The sequence below is a fragment of the Thalassomonas actiniarum genome, from assembly GCF_000948975.2.
GTDB lineage: Bacteria > Pseudomonadota > Gammaproteobacteria > Enterobacterales > Alteromonadaceae > Thalassomonas > Thalassomonas actiniarum.
The window spans coordinates 5,880,172-5,897,898 of the sequence record NZ_CP059735.1 but is presented as its reverse complement, the minus strand read 5'-3'; the positions used below and the strand labels follow the sequence as shown (position 1 = coordinate 5,897,898).

The window sequence follows — 17,727 nt, the reverse complement described above, 5'->3', positions numbered from 1 at the left end:
GATGCTCTTCCCTGAGCAAAGGACTAAGGATTTATTGTTCGGACTTGCCCGCCGTTTGATTTTTTACCGCCTTATAGTAGCGGATAAGCTCGGCGGTTGAGCTGTCATGGCCGGCATTTTCTTCGTTTGACTCCAGCTCATGTTGAATTTTACTGGCCAGGCCTTTGCCTAACTCAACCCCCCATTGATCAAAGGAGCAGATCTGTAAAATAATGCCCTGGACAAAAATCTTATGTTCGTAAAGGGCAATCAATGAGCCCAGGGTTTTCGGGGTGATGCGCTTCATTAAAATGGTATTGGTCGGGCGGTTGCCTTTATGCACCTTGTGCGGGGCGACTTTATCGATGTAGTCCTGCTGGCGGCCTTTGGCGTGTAAATCTGCCCTAACCTGTGCTTCATCGACCCCGCACATCAAGGCCTGGGTCTGGGCAAAAAAGTTGGCCATCAGGGTTTCATGGTGGCCTTTGACCGGGGTATTGCTTGCTACCGAGCCGATAAAGTCTGCCGGTACCACATTGTTGCTTTGATGCAGGTACTGGTAAAAAGCATGCTGGCCGTTAATGCCGAGCTCTCCCCAGATGGAGGGCACGGTAGGATAATTAACCTCTTCCCCGTGCCAGCTGACCGATTTGCCGTTACTTTCCATTTCCGCCTGTTGCAGGTAGGCACTGAGCATATGCAGGGATTGATCATAAGGCAAAATCGCCTGCGACTGGGCCCCTAAAAAGGTGCAGTTCCAGATGCTGAGCAGGGCCAGCATCACCGGGGCATTGCTTGCCAGCGGCGCCTGCTGGAAATGCTGATCCATTTCATGGCCGCCTTCGAGCAATTCAATAAACTTGTCAAAGCCCAGATCCAGGGCAATGGGCAGGCCGATGGCAGACCAGAGGGAAAAACGCCCGCCAACCCAGTCCCACATTTCAAAGATATTTTCCCGGCTGATACCAAACTGGGCGGCATTTTCCCGGTTGGCAGTCACCGCGATGAAATGTTTGGCAACCGCCTGTTCATCAAAGGAAGAGGAGACCAGCCACTTGAGTGCAGTGGCGGCATTGGTCATGGTTTCTGTGGTGGTAAAGGTTTTGCTGGACACAATAAACAAGACCTTTTCCGGATTGAGCGGCCGCAGTACCTCGGCAATCTGGGCGCCGTCAACGTTGGAAACATAATGGACATTTAAACTGTTGTCGCTGAACTGCTTCAGGGCTTCGGTGACGGTTTGCGGTCCCAGGTTGGAGCCGCCGACACCGATATTAACGACATCGGTAATGCGTTTGCCGGAATACCCTTTCCAGTGCCCCTGGCGAACCCTGTCGCTGAAGTTTTTCATTTTTTCCAGGGTTTGCTCGACCCGGGCGGTAATGTTTTCTCCTGCAAGGTTAAGGGCCGTTTTGCTGCGGTTGCGCAATGCGGTATGCAGTACAGCCCTGTCCTCGGTGCGGTTAATAGGCTCACCGGCAAACATTTTTTCGCGCCAGCAGGGAATTTCACAGTCTTGTGCCAGGGTTAGCAGAAGCTCCATGGTTTGCCGGGTGATCAGGTTTTTTGAATAATCGAGCAATAATGAAGGCAGCTGAATGGAAAATTGCTTGAAGCGCTGCGTATCGGCGGCAAAAAGATCATTCATATGTTGTTGCTTCATTTGCAGCGCATGGGCGGATAAGGCCTGCCAGCTGGCAAGGGAAGTTCTTGCGGTCATTGGAAATCCTCGGGATTAGCTTTGGTCGGTTGGGTATCCGGGTATTATCTAAATGAAAGCTTTAGCATACCCGGGCAATATGATGTTTCTATGAGCGCGGCCGGGCTTTTAGTTAACACCGGCCGCGAAAAATTTCAGCAACTTTGGCCTTAGCCGTGCTCGGCTTCGAGCAGTACTTCCTGGGTGGGTTTTTTCAGTAGGTTAAAGGCCATCATTAAAAATAAGATCCCGGCAAACCCTGTGGCCAGATAAAAGCCGTATTTGACATCGCCGAACAGGTCGCTGACCGCGCCCATGGCGAGCGGCCCCAGGGCAGCGGCGACTGCGGTAAAGAATAAAATCACCCCGGCAACGGCGCCGTGTTCTGATTTTTTAAAGCAGCTGATGCCTTTCGAATTCAGGGTAGGGTAGATCATCGACATAAATAACCCGGATAACGGCAGCAGGAAGACGGCAAGCTTGATGCCGTAGAGCATACTGAAAAAGTAACAGCAAAAGATTGCCAGGCTGGTGGCAAACATCACCTGCATCCAGTTAAATTTGCTCAGGACCCAGGCACCTAAAAATCGACCGAAGGCGCGAAAAACAAAAAAGATGGTTAAGGCATAGGTAGCCAGCCACACCATATCTCCCTGGTAATCGCGCAGCAGGGTCGGCATCCAGACATAAATGGCGACTTCGGTGATCACATATAAGGCGATGGCGGAAGAAAATCCCAGGGCATAAGGGTTTTTCATCATTTTCAGGGTGCGCTTTAAGGTGATTTCTTCACTGTGGTCTTTTTTCATGGCGGGGTAATTGGTTTTCCATGCCAACAGGCACAGGGCCGCACATAAGATGCCGGCGATCACATAGAGGTATTTCCAGGCAAAACCGCTGGCCAGCAGGTAGCTGACGATGGCCGGTCCGATAATGGCGCCGACGCCAAAAAAGCCTTCCACGGTATTCATGGTGGTGGTGTGTTCTTTACCTGAGCTGGAAATATCACCGATCAGTGCCAGGGCGCCGGTTTTAAAGAAACCTATGGCGCAGCCTGAGCATACCATCAGGGTGAGGAAAAACCAGAAGGAATCACCGACGGCAAATAAAAAGCTGGTGACGGAGAAAACGATCAGCCCGAGAATAATAGTGGTTTTACGGCCGAGTTTATCGGCGAGAAAACCCAGCAACAGGCCGCTGAGGGCGATGGCGATCATAGGCACATAATGAAAGGCGCTGGCAGCGGTTAAGCTGAGATCATAAGCGGTAATGATTTCCGGAATGATGACGCCAACCGCATCTGTGGTCATGGCAAACATCATAAACATCATATAAGTTAACCATTTAATGCGTTGCATTTGCTGGTGGTCGATAGGGGTTGTTGCATTCATCATAAAAAACCTTTCTGTTGTTTTCATCCTGCTAAGCTCATCTGGTATCTAGACAGGTTATCAGGCGTATTAGCGTATTTGGAAATAAACAATAATTTTTCTTGAATCTATTTGATATTTGATTAAAGATAATACTTAATCGATTAAGTTTCAAATTATTTATTACCCTAGTGAGTACACTGATGAAAAATAACGTGCAATTAATCACCTATGCTGACCGGCTCTCTGGCGCCGGTATTCCTGAACTTCATGAGTTACTGGCTAATGAACTGAGCGGTTTATTTTCCGGGGTACATATCCTGCCCTTTTTTTATCCCATCGACGGCAGCGATGCCGGTTTTGATCCGATAGATCATACCCGGGTTGATGAGCGTATCGGGTGCTGGCAAGATATCAAGGCGCTGGGCAGTGATAGTGACATTATGGCGGATCTTATCGTCAACCACGCCTCGGCCGAATCTAAAGAGTTCCGGGATGTGCTGGCGAAAGGGAAAAACTCGGTTTATTGGGACTTATTTCTGACCAAAGACAAGGTTTTTCCTGGCGGCGCCAGTGAAGAGCTGCTGTCACTGATCCCCAGGCCGAAAACCACCGGCTGTTTTACCCCTTACCAACTGGCAACGGGGGAAACAATCGACTTTTGGACCACCTTTACCGATAGCCAGATAGATCTGGATGTCAAAAGCGAGCTGGGGCAACAATACCTTCACAAGGTGATTGATACCTTTGCCGCCAATAATATCAGTTATATCCGCTTGGATGCGGCGGGTTTTGCCATTAAAAAAGCCGGCACCAGCTGTTTTATGATAGATGAGACCTTCGACTTCATTAATCAGTTATCCGATATGGCCAATAAAGCCGGCATGAAGTCGCTGGTGGAAATTCATTCCTATTATAAAACCCAGATTGAAATCGCCAAACGGGTGAATCTGGTGTATGACTTTGCCCTGCCGCCTCTGGTGTTGCATTATTTAACCACCCGGGATGTACAGCCGCTGGTGAACTGGTTAAAGATCTCACCGAGAAATTGTATTACCGTACTCGATACCCATGACGGCATCGGCATCGAGGATGTTGCCGGAAAAGATGACCTGCCGGGTTTACTGCATCAGGAGCAAATCGAGACACTGATCGCCGCTATCCACAACAACAGCGGCGGCGGCAGTGAAAAAGCTTCCGGAGCCGCCGCCAGTAATGTTGATATCTACCAGGTTAACTGCAGCTATTATGATGCCCTGGCGAAAGACGATCTTAATTACCTGATCGCCCGTGCTATCCAGTTCTTCTCTCCCGGGGTGCCCCAGGTTTATTACGGCGGTTTGCTGGCGCTGGAAAATGATATGCAACTGCTGGCAAGCACTAATGTCGGCCGGGATATTAACCGCTCATATCTGAATAAACCCCAGGTTGCTGCGGCCATGGAGAAACCTGTGGTTAAAGCCTTGTCTGCTTTGATCCGGCTGCGTAATCAGAGTGAGGCATTTAACGGCCTGTTTGAAATTTGCGGTGATAAGCAAAAGCTGTGTATGAAATGGATTAATGGTCGTGATAGTGCCCGTTTAGTGGTGGATATGGCGCTGCAGCAGGCCAGTATTTCCCTCAGTGACGGTGAGCATCAGCAGCAGCTGGACCTGGCTCAGTTGCTGGCGGGAAATTAACACATAGGTTTTGCATAAAAATGCCGGCTTTAAAAGCCGGCAAAGCTGCTCCGGAATGCCTGGTACTGTCACGGTTTTTGCTGTTTGCTTAGCTGTTAACAGCTGTCGCCCATTTGCAGCTCATAGCCTAAGACTTCATTATGATTGTCGTTATCGATAAAGAGTTTGGCGGCTGTTTCTCCCTTAAGATCACTGTACTGGTGAATCGTGGTCAGCTTAGGGGTCGATCTTAACGATTCTTCGATGCCGTCAAAACCGACAATGCGGATATCTTCGGGGATCTTCAAGCCCATCGCCGTGGCCTCGCGGATGGCGGCCAGGGCGATCAGATCACTCATGCACAACAGGACATTCGGCAGCGGCTGGCAGGAAAGGGCTTCTCTGGCGGCCAGCGAAGCGAGCTTGATATTGCTTTCCGGGATATTCCAGATGCGATCGCCGCCGAGGTTGATGCCTTTTTCCGAGAGTGCTTTGCTATAACCGTCCAGGCGGCGGTGTGAAATCGAGCTGTTGCAGTCGAGCAATTCCTTGTCGTATACCCGGCAAATTTGTTCGCTGTCCACCAGGCGCAGGCCGAGCACGGCGACATTATCCTGTTCAAGCCGTATCGCCTGATCAGCTATTTGGTAGGCGGCCTGCTCGTTATCGATATTGACCGAAGCCATGCCTTCAATATCAAAATCGACGGTGACGATTTTCTTGCCCGAGGTTTTTAGCTGGGGGATCAATTTGGGGTTTCTCGGCGCGCCGTAACAGATAAAGCCGTCGACAAAATCGACCACCGACTGAATACTTTGGGATTGTCCGGAATACAGCAGTAAATTCAGGTTGTTCTTTTCCAGGACCGAAGTAACCCCGCGCATAAATTGGTTGGCGACGGGATCTGAGACCATATATTCCAGGCTGTCCGGCAGGACCAGGGCGACTATATTGGAACTGCCTTTTCTCAGCAGCCTGGCGGCCTGGTTGGGGCCGCTGTAACCGAGCTCATGGCAGGCGGCGAGGATTTCTTTACGTCTTTTTTCTGATAGCTGATCGGGGCGGTTAAAGGCATTAGAAACCGTGGCATTGGACACTCCCAGGATGTCCGCAACTTTTTTTAATGTTAAACCATTGCTTTTTTTCATCTTGCTCACTTTGTTGTTCTATAGCAGCTTAGCTCAGCATCAAAACTTAATTTGGCCGTCTGCTGTTAAGCCAGGCTCGGCGAAGGAATAAAATAACGGCCGAACCCTGGGGTGCAAAGCCCGCCACGACCGATCACTGATTTAATTGTTACACATTATCAGGTATCGCTTTGCTATGTTAGTTTTATTTTTTCTTATTTGATTAAGTTGTTTTGTTGACGGTTATAGCAGTAGATTGAACTGTATGCACAGCTGTTTTATCTGCAGGTAAAGTTCAGTAATTTCGTGGTAAATTATCATCTTGAGCCTGGTTCGCTTAAATATCAGCCAAATAGACTTGCAATTATAAAATCATTTGTTAATCTTAAAAGTAACTTAATCGATTAAGCTTTGGTTTAGGTTAAGTCGGAAGACTGTGATTTTTATGGCCTATAATTTGACAACTAAAACCGCATAGAAATCACGCCAAAATTAACAGAAAGTAACGAGGGGAAAGCAATGTCTCACCATTTGTCAAAGAAGTTTTCGTTAAGCGTGTTAGCTCTTGCCATCAGTAGTACGGCTATCGCGGCTGAAGGAGAAAATAAAGCAGCAGATCCAAATGATTCACTGGGGATGGAGCGCATAGTCGTAACCGGTGTTGCCAAGGGTAAAACCATTATGGCATCGAGTGTTTCCATCAGCAGTTTTTCTGCCGAACAAATGGAAGTGACCACACCGAGAACCACCTCGGAAATTTTCCGCTCTTTACCGGGGATTCGCTCCGAAGCCACCGGCGGTGAAGGTAATGCCAATATCGCGGTGCGCGGTTTACCCGTGGCGGCCGGGGGAGCGAAGTTCCTGCAACTGCAGGAAGATGGCCTGCCGGTGATGCAATTTGGCGATATTTCTTTTGGTAATGCCGATACTTTCCTGCGCGCCGACTCGACCGTACAAACGGTAGAAGCTATTCGTGGCGGTACCTCGGCAACTGCCGCCAGTAACGCCCCCGGCGGTATCATTAACTTTATCAGCAAAACCGGCGACAGCGAATCCGGCAGCGTTTCCACCACCATCGGCCTGGACTACGACAGCTACCGCACCGATTTTGAATACGGCAGCTATATCAATGACAGCACTCGTTTTCATATCGGCGGCTTTTTACGTACGGGTGAAGGGGCACGGGATACCGGCTACACCTCAAATAAAGGCGGCCAAATCAAGGCGAACCTGACCAAAGAATTTGACGATGGTTACGTGCGTTTTTACTTCAAGCACTTAGACGATAAAACGGTTGGTTACCTGCCTATGCCTATGTATGCCGACGGCGATTCCCTGCCGGGCTTTGACTCGCAGAAAGATACTCCGCATTCGGCCTATCTGCTTTCCACGCTGCGACTTGACGGCGACGGCAATATCAGCCGCGGCGATGTTCGTGACGGCATGAACCCTGTGGTCAACAGCATAGGTTTTGAAGCCTTTTTCGAACTGGGCAATAACTGGTCCATCGAAAACCGTTTAAGAAAAAGCGATGTCAGCGGTAACTATAACTCCTTAATTCCGGCCAGCGTTGAAGACAGCAGTGCTATTGCCAGCGCTATCGGCGGTGACGGTGCCGCTTTGATGTATGCCAATGGTCCCGATGCCGGGCAGGCATTTAGCGATGATATGGCGATGCGTATCCATACCTTTGATGTTGAAATTGAAGATCTGAGTTCAATTGTTAACGATCTGAAACTGACCAAAGAACTTGATTACGCCACGGTAACCTTCGGTTATTATAAATCGACACAGAATATTGCCATGTCCTGGATGTGGAACTCTTACCTGATGGAAGTCAAAGGCGATAATGCTGCTCTGCTTGATGTTGTCGGCAGCGACGGCACCAACTATTCCGACAATGGTCTTTATGCCTACGGGGTGCCTTACTGGGGCAACTGCTGTCAGCGGGCTTATGATGCCGAATATGATATCGATGCGCCCTATATCAATATTTCTGCCGACTTTGACGATTTGACCATAGATGCCAGTTTCCGCCACGACAGTGGCGAAGCCAGCGGTTATTATGCTGCTACGGTGCAGTCACAAGTGGATATGAACCGTGACGGCGAGATCTCTATTCCAGAGCAAAGCGTGTCTTCGGCAGATATTGCTAATGCTTCCCCCATCAACTACGACTGGAGTTATAACTCTTACACCTTAGGGGCCAATTACTTCCTTGACGATAACTTGGCGGTTTTTGCCAACCTCAGCCATGGTGGCCGTGCCAATGCCGACCGTTTGATGTACGGTAAAATCAATAGTGACGGCTCGGTAGCGGAGCAGGATGCGGTGGATGAAGTCGACCAATATGAACTTGGGGTGAAATTCCGCAAGGATAAGTTCTCCCTTTTTGCCACGGCGTTTTTTGCCGAAACCGAAGAGCAGAACTTTGAAGCCACCAGCCAGAAGTTCTTTGACCGGGTTTATGAAGCCAAAGGCATAGAGTTGGAATCAGCTTATTATTTCGGTAATTTCGATGTGCGCGGCAGCATCACCTGGACCGATGCCGAGATCACCAAAGATGCCATTAATGCTGATGTTGTTGGCAATACTCCGCGCAGACAGGCAGATTTCATTTACTCTCTGATCGGTCGTTATAACTTTAACAACGGCTCTGCCGGTTTAAGTATCATCGGCACGACAGACGCCTATGCCCAGGACAATAACGATCTGGAATTCGACGGTTATACCCAGGTAAACGGTTTTGTCTCTTATATGATGACAGAAAACATGTCGGTATCTTTAAACGTCAACAACCTGTTTGATACCAATGGCATCACCGAAGCCGAAGAAGGCAGTGTGCCGGATAACGGCATTATCCGTGCCCGTACCATTAACGGCCGGACGACGTCATTAGCACTGAAATATGAGTTCTAATTTCGGTTAACGTCAACAAAGCCCCTGTGCCCGGCAGAACGCCGGGCGCAGCCGGGCTTTTATTTTACCTGCTGCATTGTGATGTTATATCGGATAAAGCAGCAGGTTGTTTTTAAAGGAAACCCCAATGAAAAAAGTGTTGTGCTTTGGTGAAGTGCTCATCGACTTTTTACCCAATGAAGACGATGAAACCAGCTTCAAACCTATTGCTGGCGGAGCACCTGCAAATGTTGCAGTGGCCATTGCAAAACTCGGCGGCGAAAGTTATTTTGTCGGCGGCATCGGCTCGGATAATTTTGGCCAGTTTTTACATAAGCAATTGGCGGCCTACCGGGTGAAAACCGATTATTTATGCAGCTTTGAAAACAGCAATTCGGCGCTGGTGCTGGTATCCCTGGACGATAAAAAAGAGCGTAGCTTTAATTTTTACCGGCACGATACCGCGGATATGCGTTTTAGCTGTGACGATTTTAACGAAGAGAGTTTTAAGCTTTCGGATATTTTCCATTATTGCTCCAATACCCTGACCACAGAAAAGCTGGCGCAAACCACTTTAACCGGGTTAAAGCTGGCGAAAACGCATGGTTTGCTGGTGAGTCTGGATGTCAATTTACGCCTCACCTTGTGGTCGGAGGCTTCGGTATTATCTTCGCGTATCCTCGAGTGCCTGCCTTATACCGATGTGATTAAATTCAGCCGCGAAGAGCTGTTATATTTATCCGAGCAGTTAAGTCAAAGCGCCGACGAACTGATAAGCTATTGTTTGCAAACCGGTCCGTCCCTGGTGGTGGTGACCGACGGCGGCAATGAAATCTCGGTATACACCCGGGACTACCATTTTATTCATCAGGCACCGGCCATTATCCCGGTAGACACCACGGCGGCAGGCGATGCCTTTGTCGGCGGATTACTTTATCGGCTGGCTCAGCAAGATCTCGATATCGAGGCTTTTCAGGTGCTGTTAACACAGCAGGCGGTTATTGAAGAGATCATCGATTTTGCCACTTTATGCGGCGCTTTTACCTGCACTCAAAAAGGCGCTTTTCCGGCGCTGCCGAGATTAGCGGATATCAAGGACTAGCAGCTGTGTTATTTTGAAAAAGCAAGCCCGGCATCTGCCGGGCTTTTGTTTTTAAGTACCTGGTTAAGCCATTTGCACCCTGCTTAATGCCACTTAATGCTGTATTCGGGCAGGACATCTATGGGTAAATGATTGACTTTCTCCAGGCTGGCCTGAATGCGCGGAGAATTCACCGCCCAGCGGTCAAAAAAGGCCTGTACCTTAGTGTTGTCGCCATCCCCTTCGAGGATCAGCAGGGCTTTTGCCAGGGAGGCGACATTTTCTTCAAACTGCTTGTCGTCCAACGTCCAGCGGCCACTGTCATCATCATAGCTAACCCCGCCGTTTTCGGCGAAATAATTTAACGATAATACCGCGGCTTTGCCATGGGCCTGGTTCAAACCAAAACGCATCGAGCGGAATAAGCTGCCTAAATAAGAAATGAAAAAGTTATTGCGGCGCTTGGCATCCACTATGCCTTTATCCATCAGGTAAATCAGCGAGTGCATACCGCTGATATCGGCTTTTGCCTCCTCCAGGGCGTTATAGTTAGGGCCTATGGCGGCATTGGTGGCCATGCCTTTTTTACTGCCGACCTTAACGGTTCTCGGTCCCAGGGCATGGCTGATTTCATGCATCAGCACAAACTGGAAAAAGCCGTCGTCGGAGATTTCCGGCAATTGTTTTTCGTTGATCAACACTTCACTGACCGGTTTGATGATGCCGTTAAACCTGGCTTCGAACATATTTTTCCAGAAGGTTTTTTTTGTGCCTTTAAGTTCGTGTACCGCGGGATCGTTGGGCAGGTTGGTGGCCACCGCCTGGTAACCGACGATAGCCATGCCGGTGCGGATAATATCCCTTACCACGACAAACTTGGTTGTTAAGCCGCCGACCACGGAGCGGTACTGTTCGGGGATCGGCAGATTATTTTCCATTTCCTGCAGGTGTTGGGTGTATAAGTCTAATTTTGCCGACTCTTCTTTGTCCACCACTTCGATATAGGCCTGGTATTTGGCTTTTACCCCTTTAATGCCGTCGTCGTAGGTTTCGAAAGGGCCAAAGACCAGATCAAATTTATTGCCTGTGAGATCTATCCAGGCGACGTCAGCATCAAAATATTCATCGGTGATCAGCGCACGGGCTTTTAGACGCAGGAAATTGGCGAATGAAGCATTGTCGGTCAGTTCTGCCACTTCATAGAGCAATTCGATCACGGGATCGAGTAATGTTTTATAGGCCTGGTAGTATCTGACGGCCTGATAGCCCCCTTTACCGTCTTCTTGGATCACGGTATAGGGGTTCATAAATTCAGCCTGCTGTTCTTTGGACAGGGTTTTCATATAGTTATCGAGCTCATCAGCGCTCAGGCCGCGGGGGTAAAACTCCTGTCCCGGGTAATATGTTTGCTGGCCCATAAAGGCAACATTGTTGTTGAGCTGTTCAAACGGGGCGCCGTTGCGGTTAAGCAGGGTCAGCAGTTTTTGCGCCTGCTCGCTTTGTGGCACCAGCTCCAGGGCATCCTTTAACTCCCGGCCGTATTTGGAGGTTTGCTGCCAGTAGACTTCGTGCAGCAGTTCGGCCGCTGTAACCAGTTTTTGCAGGATCAGCTTGTCTTTGGCGGAGAAATGACTGGCATCATATTCCATTTTATAGGGACTGTATTGTGCCAGATAACGGTCAACATGGGGATTATGGTCGGCACTGACCTGGCCGCTGAAGGCAGCGGCAACCGATAGCGAAAGGGCGAGCAGGGTTTTTTTCATAACTTCTCCTTATTATTTTTTTTATTGTTAAAGACTACCAAAGGCATTTTTGATATGCGAGGAGAACAGCGCAATAACACCGGTGTTCATCGCATTTTTCCTTTAAATCACAACAAGTTTTCATTTTTCAGCGAGGTTTGCACACTAGAGGGATCTGCTGACAGCTTCTATACTAAATAAAATAACGAGGTCAGGGACGTATAAAGATTGACCTTAAGTTGTTATTTCTCACTTTTCCGATTCCTAATTAATGCTTTGATATGAAGTAATATGAAGTGATGTAAAGTGATGTGATGAGGAAGGGTTGAATGCTAGTTCGTGTGATAGCCAGTCTGGCGATATGCTTGTCTCTATTGCCGGCATCAATACGGGCCGATGAGGCAGAGTTAAAAATAGCTTTGGGAAATTTTCGGCCGTTATTTGCAGGTCCGGATCAATCTGCCTTATTTAAAGAGCTCATTGATGGTGTGTATGCCTATATCCCGTCAAAAAAAATTACCTATCGCTATATGTTGTCCAATGCCCGCCTGGTGGTTGAGCTCAATGAAAATACCGTAGACGGTGCCGCCAATATTTTCTCGAAAAATGAAATCAACGGTTGTCTCAGCCAGCCGATATTCAGGTATTCGGATGTTGCCGTCACCCGCAGGGACCGGGGGTTAAAAATTAACTCGGTAGCAGATTTAAAAGGTGTTTCTGTGGTGACTTATCAAAGGGCGCGTACTTTACTGGGGAAAGCCTTTAATGCAGCCGTTGCCGATAATGAATATTATAAGGAAGTGCCGCAACCAAAAGAGCAGGCAAGGCTGCTGGCTATTGGTATGGTAGATGTCAGTATCGGCGATAAATATATTTTCCTGCACAGTTTAAAAACCTGGTCCAAGGGACACTTTGATGCCAATGAATTTGTTATTCATCCGATTTTCCCCGATGTTTATAGCTATATGGGGTTTAACCGCCAGGAACTTTGCGATGAGTTTGATTTGGCGCTGGCGCTGTTTAAGGCCAGCGGACGTTATGAAGAGATCTTTGAAGAGCATTTATTTGCCCTGGGTTACCGCCACTAAGAGGAGTCCGGGAGAAAAGTTAAATGTCCCTTGTTATTTTCCACCGCTTTATCCGATAATCCCCGTTATTCTTTCCCGCCAGCGTTATTTACAAGAGAGTTAAATGACAACTGATATTCATCAACTTCTGTACGGCCATTTCGGCTATCAAAGCTTTCGCCCGGGCCAGGGCGAAGTGATTCAGACCATAGTTTCAGGACGCAGTGCCGCCGCCATATTCCCAACCGGCGCCGGTAAATCCCTTTGCTACCAGTTATCGGCCTTATGTTTGCCCCATTTAACTTTGGTGGTTTCTCCTTTGTTGGCGCTAATGAAAGATCAACTGGAATTTTTACAGGGTAAGGGCATAGCTGCGGCGAGTATAGATTCGGCCCAGTCTAAAGTCGAAGCGCAGCAGGTGATGAACCGGGTGCGCAGCGGCGACATAAAAATTTTGATGATTTCTGTGGAGCGCCTTAATAATGAAAGGTTTCGCCAGTTTATTGGCGGGGTAAAGCTGTCGTTATTGGTGGTGGATGAAGCTCACTGTATTTCTGAGTGGGGACATAATTTCAGGCCGGACTATCTTAAACTGCCGGTATACATGCAGGAGCTGGCTATTCCTCAGGTGCTGTTGCTGACGGCCACCGCTACCACGGCGGTTATTGAAGACATGGGCAATAAACTTGGCGTTCAGGCCGGGGATGTCGTGTTAACCGGGTTTTATCGTGCCAACCTGGATCTGGCTGTGCTCGGGGTCAGCCAGAATGACAAGCTGGCGGCATTAACCTCCTGGCTTCAAGATAAACATCAGCACAGCGGTATCATTTATGTCACCCTGCAGCAAAGTGCTGAGGTGCTGGCGGGGCAATTAAAACAACAAGGCATAAACGCACAGGCCTATCATGCCGGCATGTCGGGGGAAGATCGCCAGCAGATCCAGCAGCAGTTTATGTCGGGCGGCATTAAGCTGATAGTCGCCACCATAGCTTTTGGTATGGGCATAGATAAAAGCGATATCCGTTATGTGGTGCATTACGACCTGCCCAAATCAATAGAAAATTATGCCCAGGAAATCGGCCGGGCAGGGCGTGACGGTTTGCCTTCACATTGTCTGGTGTTGGCCAATGCCGATAATTTAAATGTGCTGGAAAATTTTGTTTATGGCGATACCCCGCAAGCGGATGCCATCCGTTATGTGCTTGATGAAATTGCACAGCAGCAGGGTCAGTGGCAGCTGGTATTAAACAGCTTATCCAATGACGCCAATATCCGTTTATTAACGTTGAAAACCCTACTGGTTTACCTGGAGCTTTTTGGTGTGATCAAACCGGCATACAGTTATTTTGCCGAATATAAGTTTAAGCTCCCGGGTAAATCCGAGCAGCAGTTAATCAGTAGTTTTAGCGGTGAGCGGGCGGACTTTATTGAGGCCTTACTGCAGTCTTGTGATAAGGCGAGAACCTGGTATACGATAAACTTTGATCAGTTGCAGCAGCTATACCCCAGCGACAGGCAAAGGGTGCTGACGGCGCTGGAATATCTTGATAGTCAGGGGCTTATCGAGTTGCAGGCGAAAACCATGACCCAGGTTTATCAGGTGCTGAATTCGCCCTACGGCATTGAACAACTGACGGGCCTGCTAAGCGAAAAATTTGCAACCAAAGAGCAAAGTGAAATCAAGCGTATTCATCAGTTGTTGGCGTTTTTTACCGGGGATAGCTGTTTAAGCCGGCGCTTGGGACAATATTTTGCCGATGAGCAACTGACACAAAATTGTGGCCATTGCAGCGTTTGCCGGGGGCAGGCGGCGGTATTGCCGGAAGCTGCCCCGATTGCGCCGCTGGAAAGTTTCGACTTCGGGGATATTTCTGGCGAGATCATGAATAAGCTGGGGCACCAGGCCAGCAGTGTGCTGATCAGCCGTTTTCTTTGCGGTTTAACGACACCTGTATTTACTAAACTCAGGGTGCGCAAACTGAGGGGGTTTGGCTTGCTTGAACATTATCGCTTTTCCCAGGTCAAAGGCTGGGTCGACGCTCATCTGGCAGACCATCATAATAGCGAGCCTGGATAAAAACACAGTAATGATTTATTATCCAGTATATCAGTTTATTGCTGCGCATCTTATATGAAACTTTATATTGCTGAAAAACCAAGTTTAGGACGGGCGATTGCCGCGGCTTTGCCTAAACCCCATAAGAATAATCCGGGGTTTATCCAGCTGGGCAACGGTGATGTCGTCAGCTGGTGTATCGGCCATATCCTGGAGCAGGCAGAGCCGGAAACTTATGATCAAAAATATAAGCAGTGGAAGCTGGAGCATCTGCCGATAGTACCGGAGCAGTGGCAGTTAAAACCTAAATCACAAACCAGAAGCCAGCTGACGGTTTTGCGCAAACTGGTGAAGCAGGCGGATGAGATTATCCATGCCGGCGACCCCGACCGAGAAGGCCAGTTACTGGTTGATGAGGTGATCGATTATCTAAAGCTGGCGAAAACGAAAAAATCCCAGGTAAAACGTTTGCTGGTCAGCGATTTAAATACCAGTGCGGTAAAGCGTTCATTGGCGGCGCTGAAGGCCAACCGCGATTTTATTCCTTTATCGGTTTCAGCCCTGGCCCGTAGCCGCGCCGACTGGTTATACGGCATTAATCTCACCCGCACCTATACCCTGCAGGGGCAAAAAGTCGGCTTTAAAGGGGTGCTTTCCGTCGGCCGGGTACAGACCCCGGTGTTGGGATTGGTGGTGCGCAGGGATGAGGAAATCGCCAACTTTGTCAGCAAACCTTTTTATGAGGTCTATGCCGATATTGTTTGCGAAAACGGCGAGAGCTTTAGCGCCAAATGGCAGCCGAGCCAGGAATGCTCGCCTTATATGGACGATCAGGACAGGGTTGTGGTCAAGGCGCTGGCGGAAAATGTCGTGCGCCGCATCAGCGGACAGCCGGCGACGGTTACCTTGGTTGTGAAAGAAAATAAAAAACAGTCGCCGCCTTTGCCGTTTAATTTATCGGCGCTGCAAATCGATGCCGCCAAGATCTATTCCATGAATGCCAAGCTGGTGCTGGATATCTGTCAGTCCCTTTATGAAAAACATAAGCTGATCACCTACCCGAGATCCGATTGCCGCTATTTGCCCGAAGAGCAGCATAAACTGGCTCCGGGCATCATTAACATGCTAACCTCATCCTCCCAGTATGGCCAGGCGGCGGGACAGGCGAATGCGGCCCTGAAAAGCAAAGCGTTTAACGATAAAAAAGTCGGCGCTCACCATGCGATAGTGCCGACGGAAAAATCCGCTGCGAATATCCAGTTAAATACCTTCGAGAAGAATATCTACCAGTTGATTGTACGCCAGTATCTGGCTCAGTTTTACCCGGCGCACAGTTATGATCAAACTAAGGTCGAACTTAATATCGGCGGCGGAAAGTTTACCGCCAGTGCGAAAAAAACTGTGATGCTCGGCTGGAAAGTGCTTTGGCCGCAAAAAAGCGCAGCCAAGAGCAAAGAGCATAACCCGGATGAGCCGGGAGAAGCAGAAAGCCAGTATTTACCCGAGTTGCACCAGGGGGATGTCTTGTTGTGCCAACAGGGGCGGCTGGCGGAAAAAATGACTAAACCGCCGCAGGCTTTTACCGATGCGACCTTGTTGGCGGCAATGACTGGCATCAACCGTTTTGTCAGCGATAAAGCGCTGAAAAAAATCTTAAAAGATACCGACGGTCTCGGCACCGAGGCGACCCGGGCAGGGATTATCGAATTATTGTTTAAGCGGGATTTTCTCTGCCGCCAGGGTAAGCAGATCCATGCCACCGAAGTGGGTAAGGCGCTGATTGCCACCTTGCCGGAAGCGGCGACCTTACCGGATATGACTGCCCAATGGGAAGTAAGCCTGAATGCGATCAGTGAAAAACAAGTCAGTTACCAGAGTTTTATGCAGCCCCTGACCCAAACCCTGCATCAGCTGGTGGCTCAGGCGTGCCAACAGCTTCCTTCACAGTTGCAGGGGCTTAAGGCCAAATCGGCATCCGGGTTTAAAAAGAAGGGCAGGAGGCGAAGAAAAGCGCCGGCGGCTAAAGCTTAGTGGCGGCACTGGATAAATAAGTTGTTGATTTATGTGAATCGTTTTATGCTTATGATCCCTTATGTAGTTTGTTTTATTAGGTGTTGTGTATGGAAACGCTGATTATTTGCGCCATGATTGCCGCGCTGTTGCCTTATTTAGCCAAAGCTCCGCTGGCTTTTGCCATGAATAAGGAGAGCCGTTATGATAATAATTACCCCAGGGAGCAACAAGCCAGATTAACGGGGTTTGGTGCCCGCGCCTCGGCCGCCCACTATAACTCTTTTGAGTCCCTGATTATTTTTTCATTAGCCATAGCCCTGGTTTTGGCGACCCATTCTGTTGATAAAACCGTGGAACGCCTGGCAATGATTTATGTTGCTGCCAGAGTCACTTATTGTTTGATGTATTACTTTGATCAGGATAAGTTGCGTTCCCTGGTATGGTTTGTGGGTTTAGCCGCACCACTGGCCATGATGTGGCAGTGCTTACCCTGATTATTTCCGGTAATAAGGCATTTTAGCCCCGGCTTTTAAGCTGATATTTCAGTGTAAATGTCGGGTTGATGAATCGCCATCAGGTTCTGGGGTGAGCTTGCGACACTAAAGCCGAATTGACGATATAAACCATGGGCATCATTGGTGCATAACATAAAGCGCCTCAGCCCCTGTAGTTCCGGCTCTTTGAGTATTTCAGACATAAGTTGTTTGCTGATCCCGCCCCCCCGGTATGGCTCGAGTACAAAAACATCTGCCAGGTAGGCGAAACTGGCTTTGTCTGTGATCACCCGGGCAAAGGCGATTTGCCGGAGGCCGTCAAAGGCGGCGAAACACATGGAATTGTCGATAGACTTTTGTACCAGGTCTTTAGGTATGCCTTTGGCCCAGTAAGAACACTTTAAATAGCTATGGATCACATCCAGTTGCATCTCTTCTTGTTGATTGCTAAAACGAATTGACGGGTTTATCTGTTTGATCATTTACCTCTCCTGAATTTATACCAACTTTATTAAATATCTAACCATCTTCGAATGGTCT

Annotated in this window: 12 protein-coding genes; 7 read left to right on the top strand and 5 right to left on the bottom strand. The window is 48.8% G+C overall.

Features of this window, described 5'->3' with window-relative positions; translation table 11 throughout:
• Positions 1 to 31: 31 nt before the first annotated feature.
• Complete coding sequence (gene pgi / locus SG35_RS25625) at positions 32 to 1,699, bottom strand: glucose-6-phosphate isomerase (protein ID WP_044833434.1); 1,668 nt, start codon at positions 1,697 to 1,699, stop codon at positions 32 to 34.
• Between the two features lie 149 nt (positions 1,700 to 1,848).
• Positions 1,849 to 3,072: an MFS transporter gene (locus SG35_RS25620; protein WP_044833433.1), complete on the bottom strand. Its 1,224-nt coding sequence runs from the start codon at positions 3,070 to 3,072 to the stop codon at positions 1,849 to 1,851.
• Between the two features lie 179 nt (positions 3,073 to 3,251).
• Between SG35_RS25620 and gtfA the strand changes: the two genes are divergently transcribed.
• Positions 3,252 to 4,727 carry a sucrose phosphorylase gene (gene gtfA, locus SG35_RS25615; protein ID WP_044833432.1) on the top strand — a complete coding sequence of 492 codons (1,476 nt, stop codon included), beginning with the start codon at positions 3,252 to 3,254 and terminating at the stop codon, positions 4,725 to 4,727.
• 95 nt (positions 4,728 to 4,822) lie between these two features.
• Here the strand turns inward: gtfA and SG35_RS25610 are convergent, their stop codons facing one another.
• Positions 4,823 to 5,854 (bottom strand): LacI family DNA-binding transcriptional regulator, encoded by a 1,032-nt coding sequence (locus SG35_RS25610; RefSeq protein ID WP_044833431.1) that lies wholly within the window; start codon positions 5,852 to 5,854, stop codon positions 4,823 to 4,825.
• A gap of 498 nt (positions 5,855 to 6,352) precedes the next feature.
• Here SG35_RS25610 and SG35_RS25605 point away from each other — a divergent pair, with 498 nt between their 5' ends.
• Positions 6,353 to 8,752, top strand: a complete 2,400-nt coding sequence (locus SG35_RS25605; protein WP_044833430.1) for a TonB-dependent receptor domain-containing protein — start codon at positions 6,353 to 6,355, stop codon at positions 8,750 to 8,752.
• 127 nt (positions 8,753 to 8,879) lie between these two features.
• Positions 8,880 to 9,833: a carbohydrate kinase family protein gene (locus SG35_RS25600; RefSeq protein ID WP_044833429.1), complete on the top strand. Its 954-nt coding sequence runs from the start codon at positions 8,880 to 8,882 to the stop codon at positions 9,831 to 9,833.
• 83 nt (positions 9,834 to 9,916) lie between these two features.
• On the opposite strand, the gene SG35_RS25595 is transcribed toward SG35_RS25600, so the two are convergent.
• The gene (locus SG35_RS25595) at positions 9,917 to 11,578 is read right to left on the bottom strand and encodes a dipeptidyl-peptidase 3 family protein (protein ID WP_044833428.1); all 1,662 of its coding nucleotides are present in this window, start codon (positions 11,576 to 11,578) and stop codon (positions 9,917 to 9,919) included.
• A 308-nt stretch (positions 11,579 to 11,886) separates the two neighbouring features.
• On the opposite strand from SG35_RS25595, the gene SG35_RS25590 reads away from it, so the two are divergent.
• The 4 genes from SG35_RS25590 (at position 11,887) to SG35_RS25575 (ending at position 17,187) form a co-directional block, all read left to right on the top strand.
• Positions 11,887 to 12,645, top strand: a complete 759-nt coding sequence (locus SG35_RS25590) for a substrate-binding periplasmic protein (protein WP_084692786.1) — start codon at positions 11,887 to 11,889, stop codon at positions 12,643 to 12,645.
• Between the two features lie 103 nt (positions 12,646 to 12,748).
• The gene (locus tag SG35_RS25585; RefSeq protein ID WP_044833426.1) at positions 12,749 to 14,701 is read left to right on the top strand and encodes a RecQ family ATP-dependent DNA helicase; all 1,953 of its coding nucleotides are present in this window, start codon (positions 12,749 to 12,751) and stop codon (positions 14,699 to 14,701) included.
• Between the two features lie 54 nt (positions 14,702 to 14,755).
• The gene (locus tag SG35_RS25580; RefSeq protein ID WP_044833425.1) at positions 14,756 to 16,711 is read left to right on the top strand and encodes a DNA topoisomerase III; all 1,956 of its coding nucleotides are present in this window, start codon (positions 14,756 to 14,758) and stop codon (positions 16,709 to 16,711) included.
• A gap of 89 nt (positions 16,712 to 16,800) precedes the next feature.
• Entirely contained in the window at positions 16,801 to 17,187 is a 387-nt protein-coding gene (locus SG35_RS25575) for an MAPEG family protein (protein ID WP_044833424.1), read from the top strand.
• 35 nt (positions 17,188 to 17,222) lie between these two features.
• Here the strand turns inward: SG35_RS25575 and SG35_RS25570 are convergent, their stop codons facing one another.
• A complete protein-coding gene (locus SG35_RS25570; RefSeq protein WP_044833423.1) occupies positions 17,223 to 17,669 on the bottom strand; it encodes a GNAT family N-acetyltransferase in 447 nt (148 codons plus the stop codon).
• Between the last annotated feature and the right edge of the window lie 58 nt (positions 17,670 to 17,727).

Coding starts and splice junctions, on each gene's coding strand:
- pgi (WP_044833434.1), bottom strand. CDS start 1,699: ATGACCGCAAGAACTTCCCTTGCCAGCTGGCAGGCCTTATCCGCCCAT.
- SG35_RS25620 (WP_044833433.1), bottom strand. CDS start 3,072: ATGATGAATGCAACAACCCCTATCGACCACCAGCAAATGCAACGCATT.
- gtfA (WP_044833432.1), top strand. CDS start 3,252: ATGAAAAATAACGTGCAATTAATCACCTATGCTGACCGGCTCTCTGGC.
- SG35_RS25610 (WP_044833431.1), bottom strand. CDS start 5,854: ATGAAAAAAAGCAATGGTTTAACATTAAAAAAAGTTGCGGACATCCTG.
- SG35_RS25605 (WP_044833430.1), top strand. CDS start 6,353: ATGTCTCACCATTTGTCAAAGAAGTTTTCGTTAAGCGTGTTAGCTCTT.
- SG35_RS25600 (WP_044833429.1), top strand. CDS start 8,880: ATGAAAAAAGTGTTGTGCTTTGGTGAAGTGCTCATCGACTTTTTACCC.
- SG35_RS25595 (WP_044833428.1), bottom strand. CDS start 11,578: ATGAAAAAAACCCTGCTCGCCCTTTCGCTATCGGTTGCCGCTGCCTTC.
- SG35_RS25590 (WP_084692786.1), top strand. CDS start 11,887: ATGCTAGTTCGTGTGATAGCCAGTCTGGCGATATGCTTGTCTCTATTG.
- SG35_RS25585 (WP_044833426.1), top strand. CDS start 12,749: ATGACAACTGATATTCATCAACTTCTGTACGGCCATTTCGGCTATCAA.
- SG35_RS25580 (WP_044833425.1), top strand. CDS start 14,756: ATGAAACTTTATATTGCTGAAAAACCAAGTTTAGGACGGGCGATTGCC.
- SG35_RS25575 (WP_044833424.1), top strand. CDS start 16,801: ATGGAAACGCTGATTATTTGCGCCATGATTGCCGCGCTGTTGCCTTAT.
- SG35_RS25570 (WP_044833423.1), bottom strand. CDS start 17,669: ATGATCAAACAGATAAACCCGTCAATTCGTTTTAGCAATCAACAAGAA.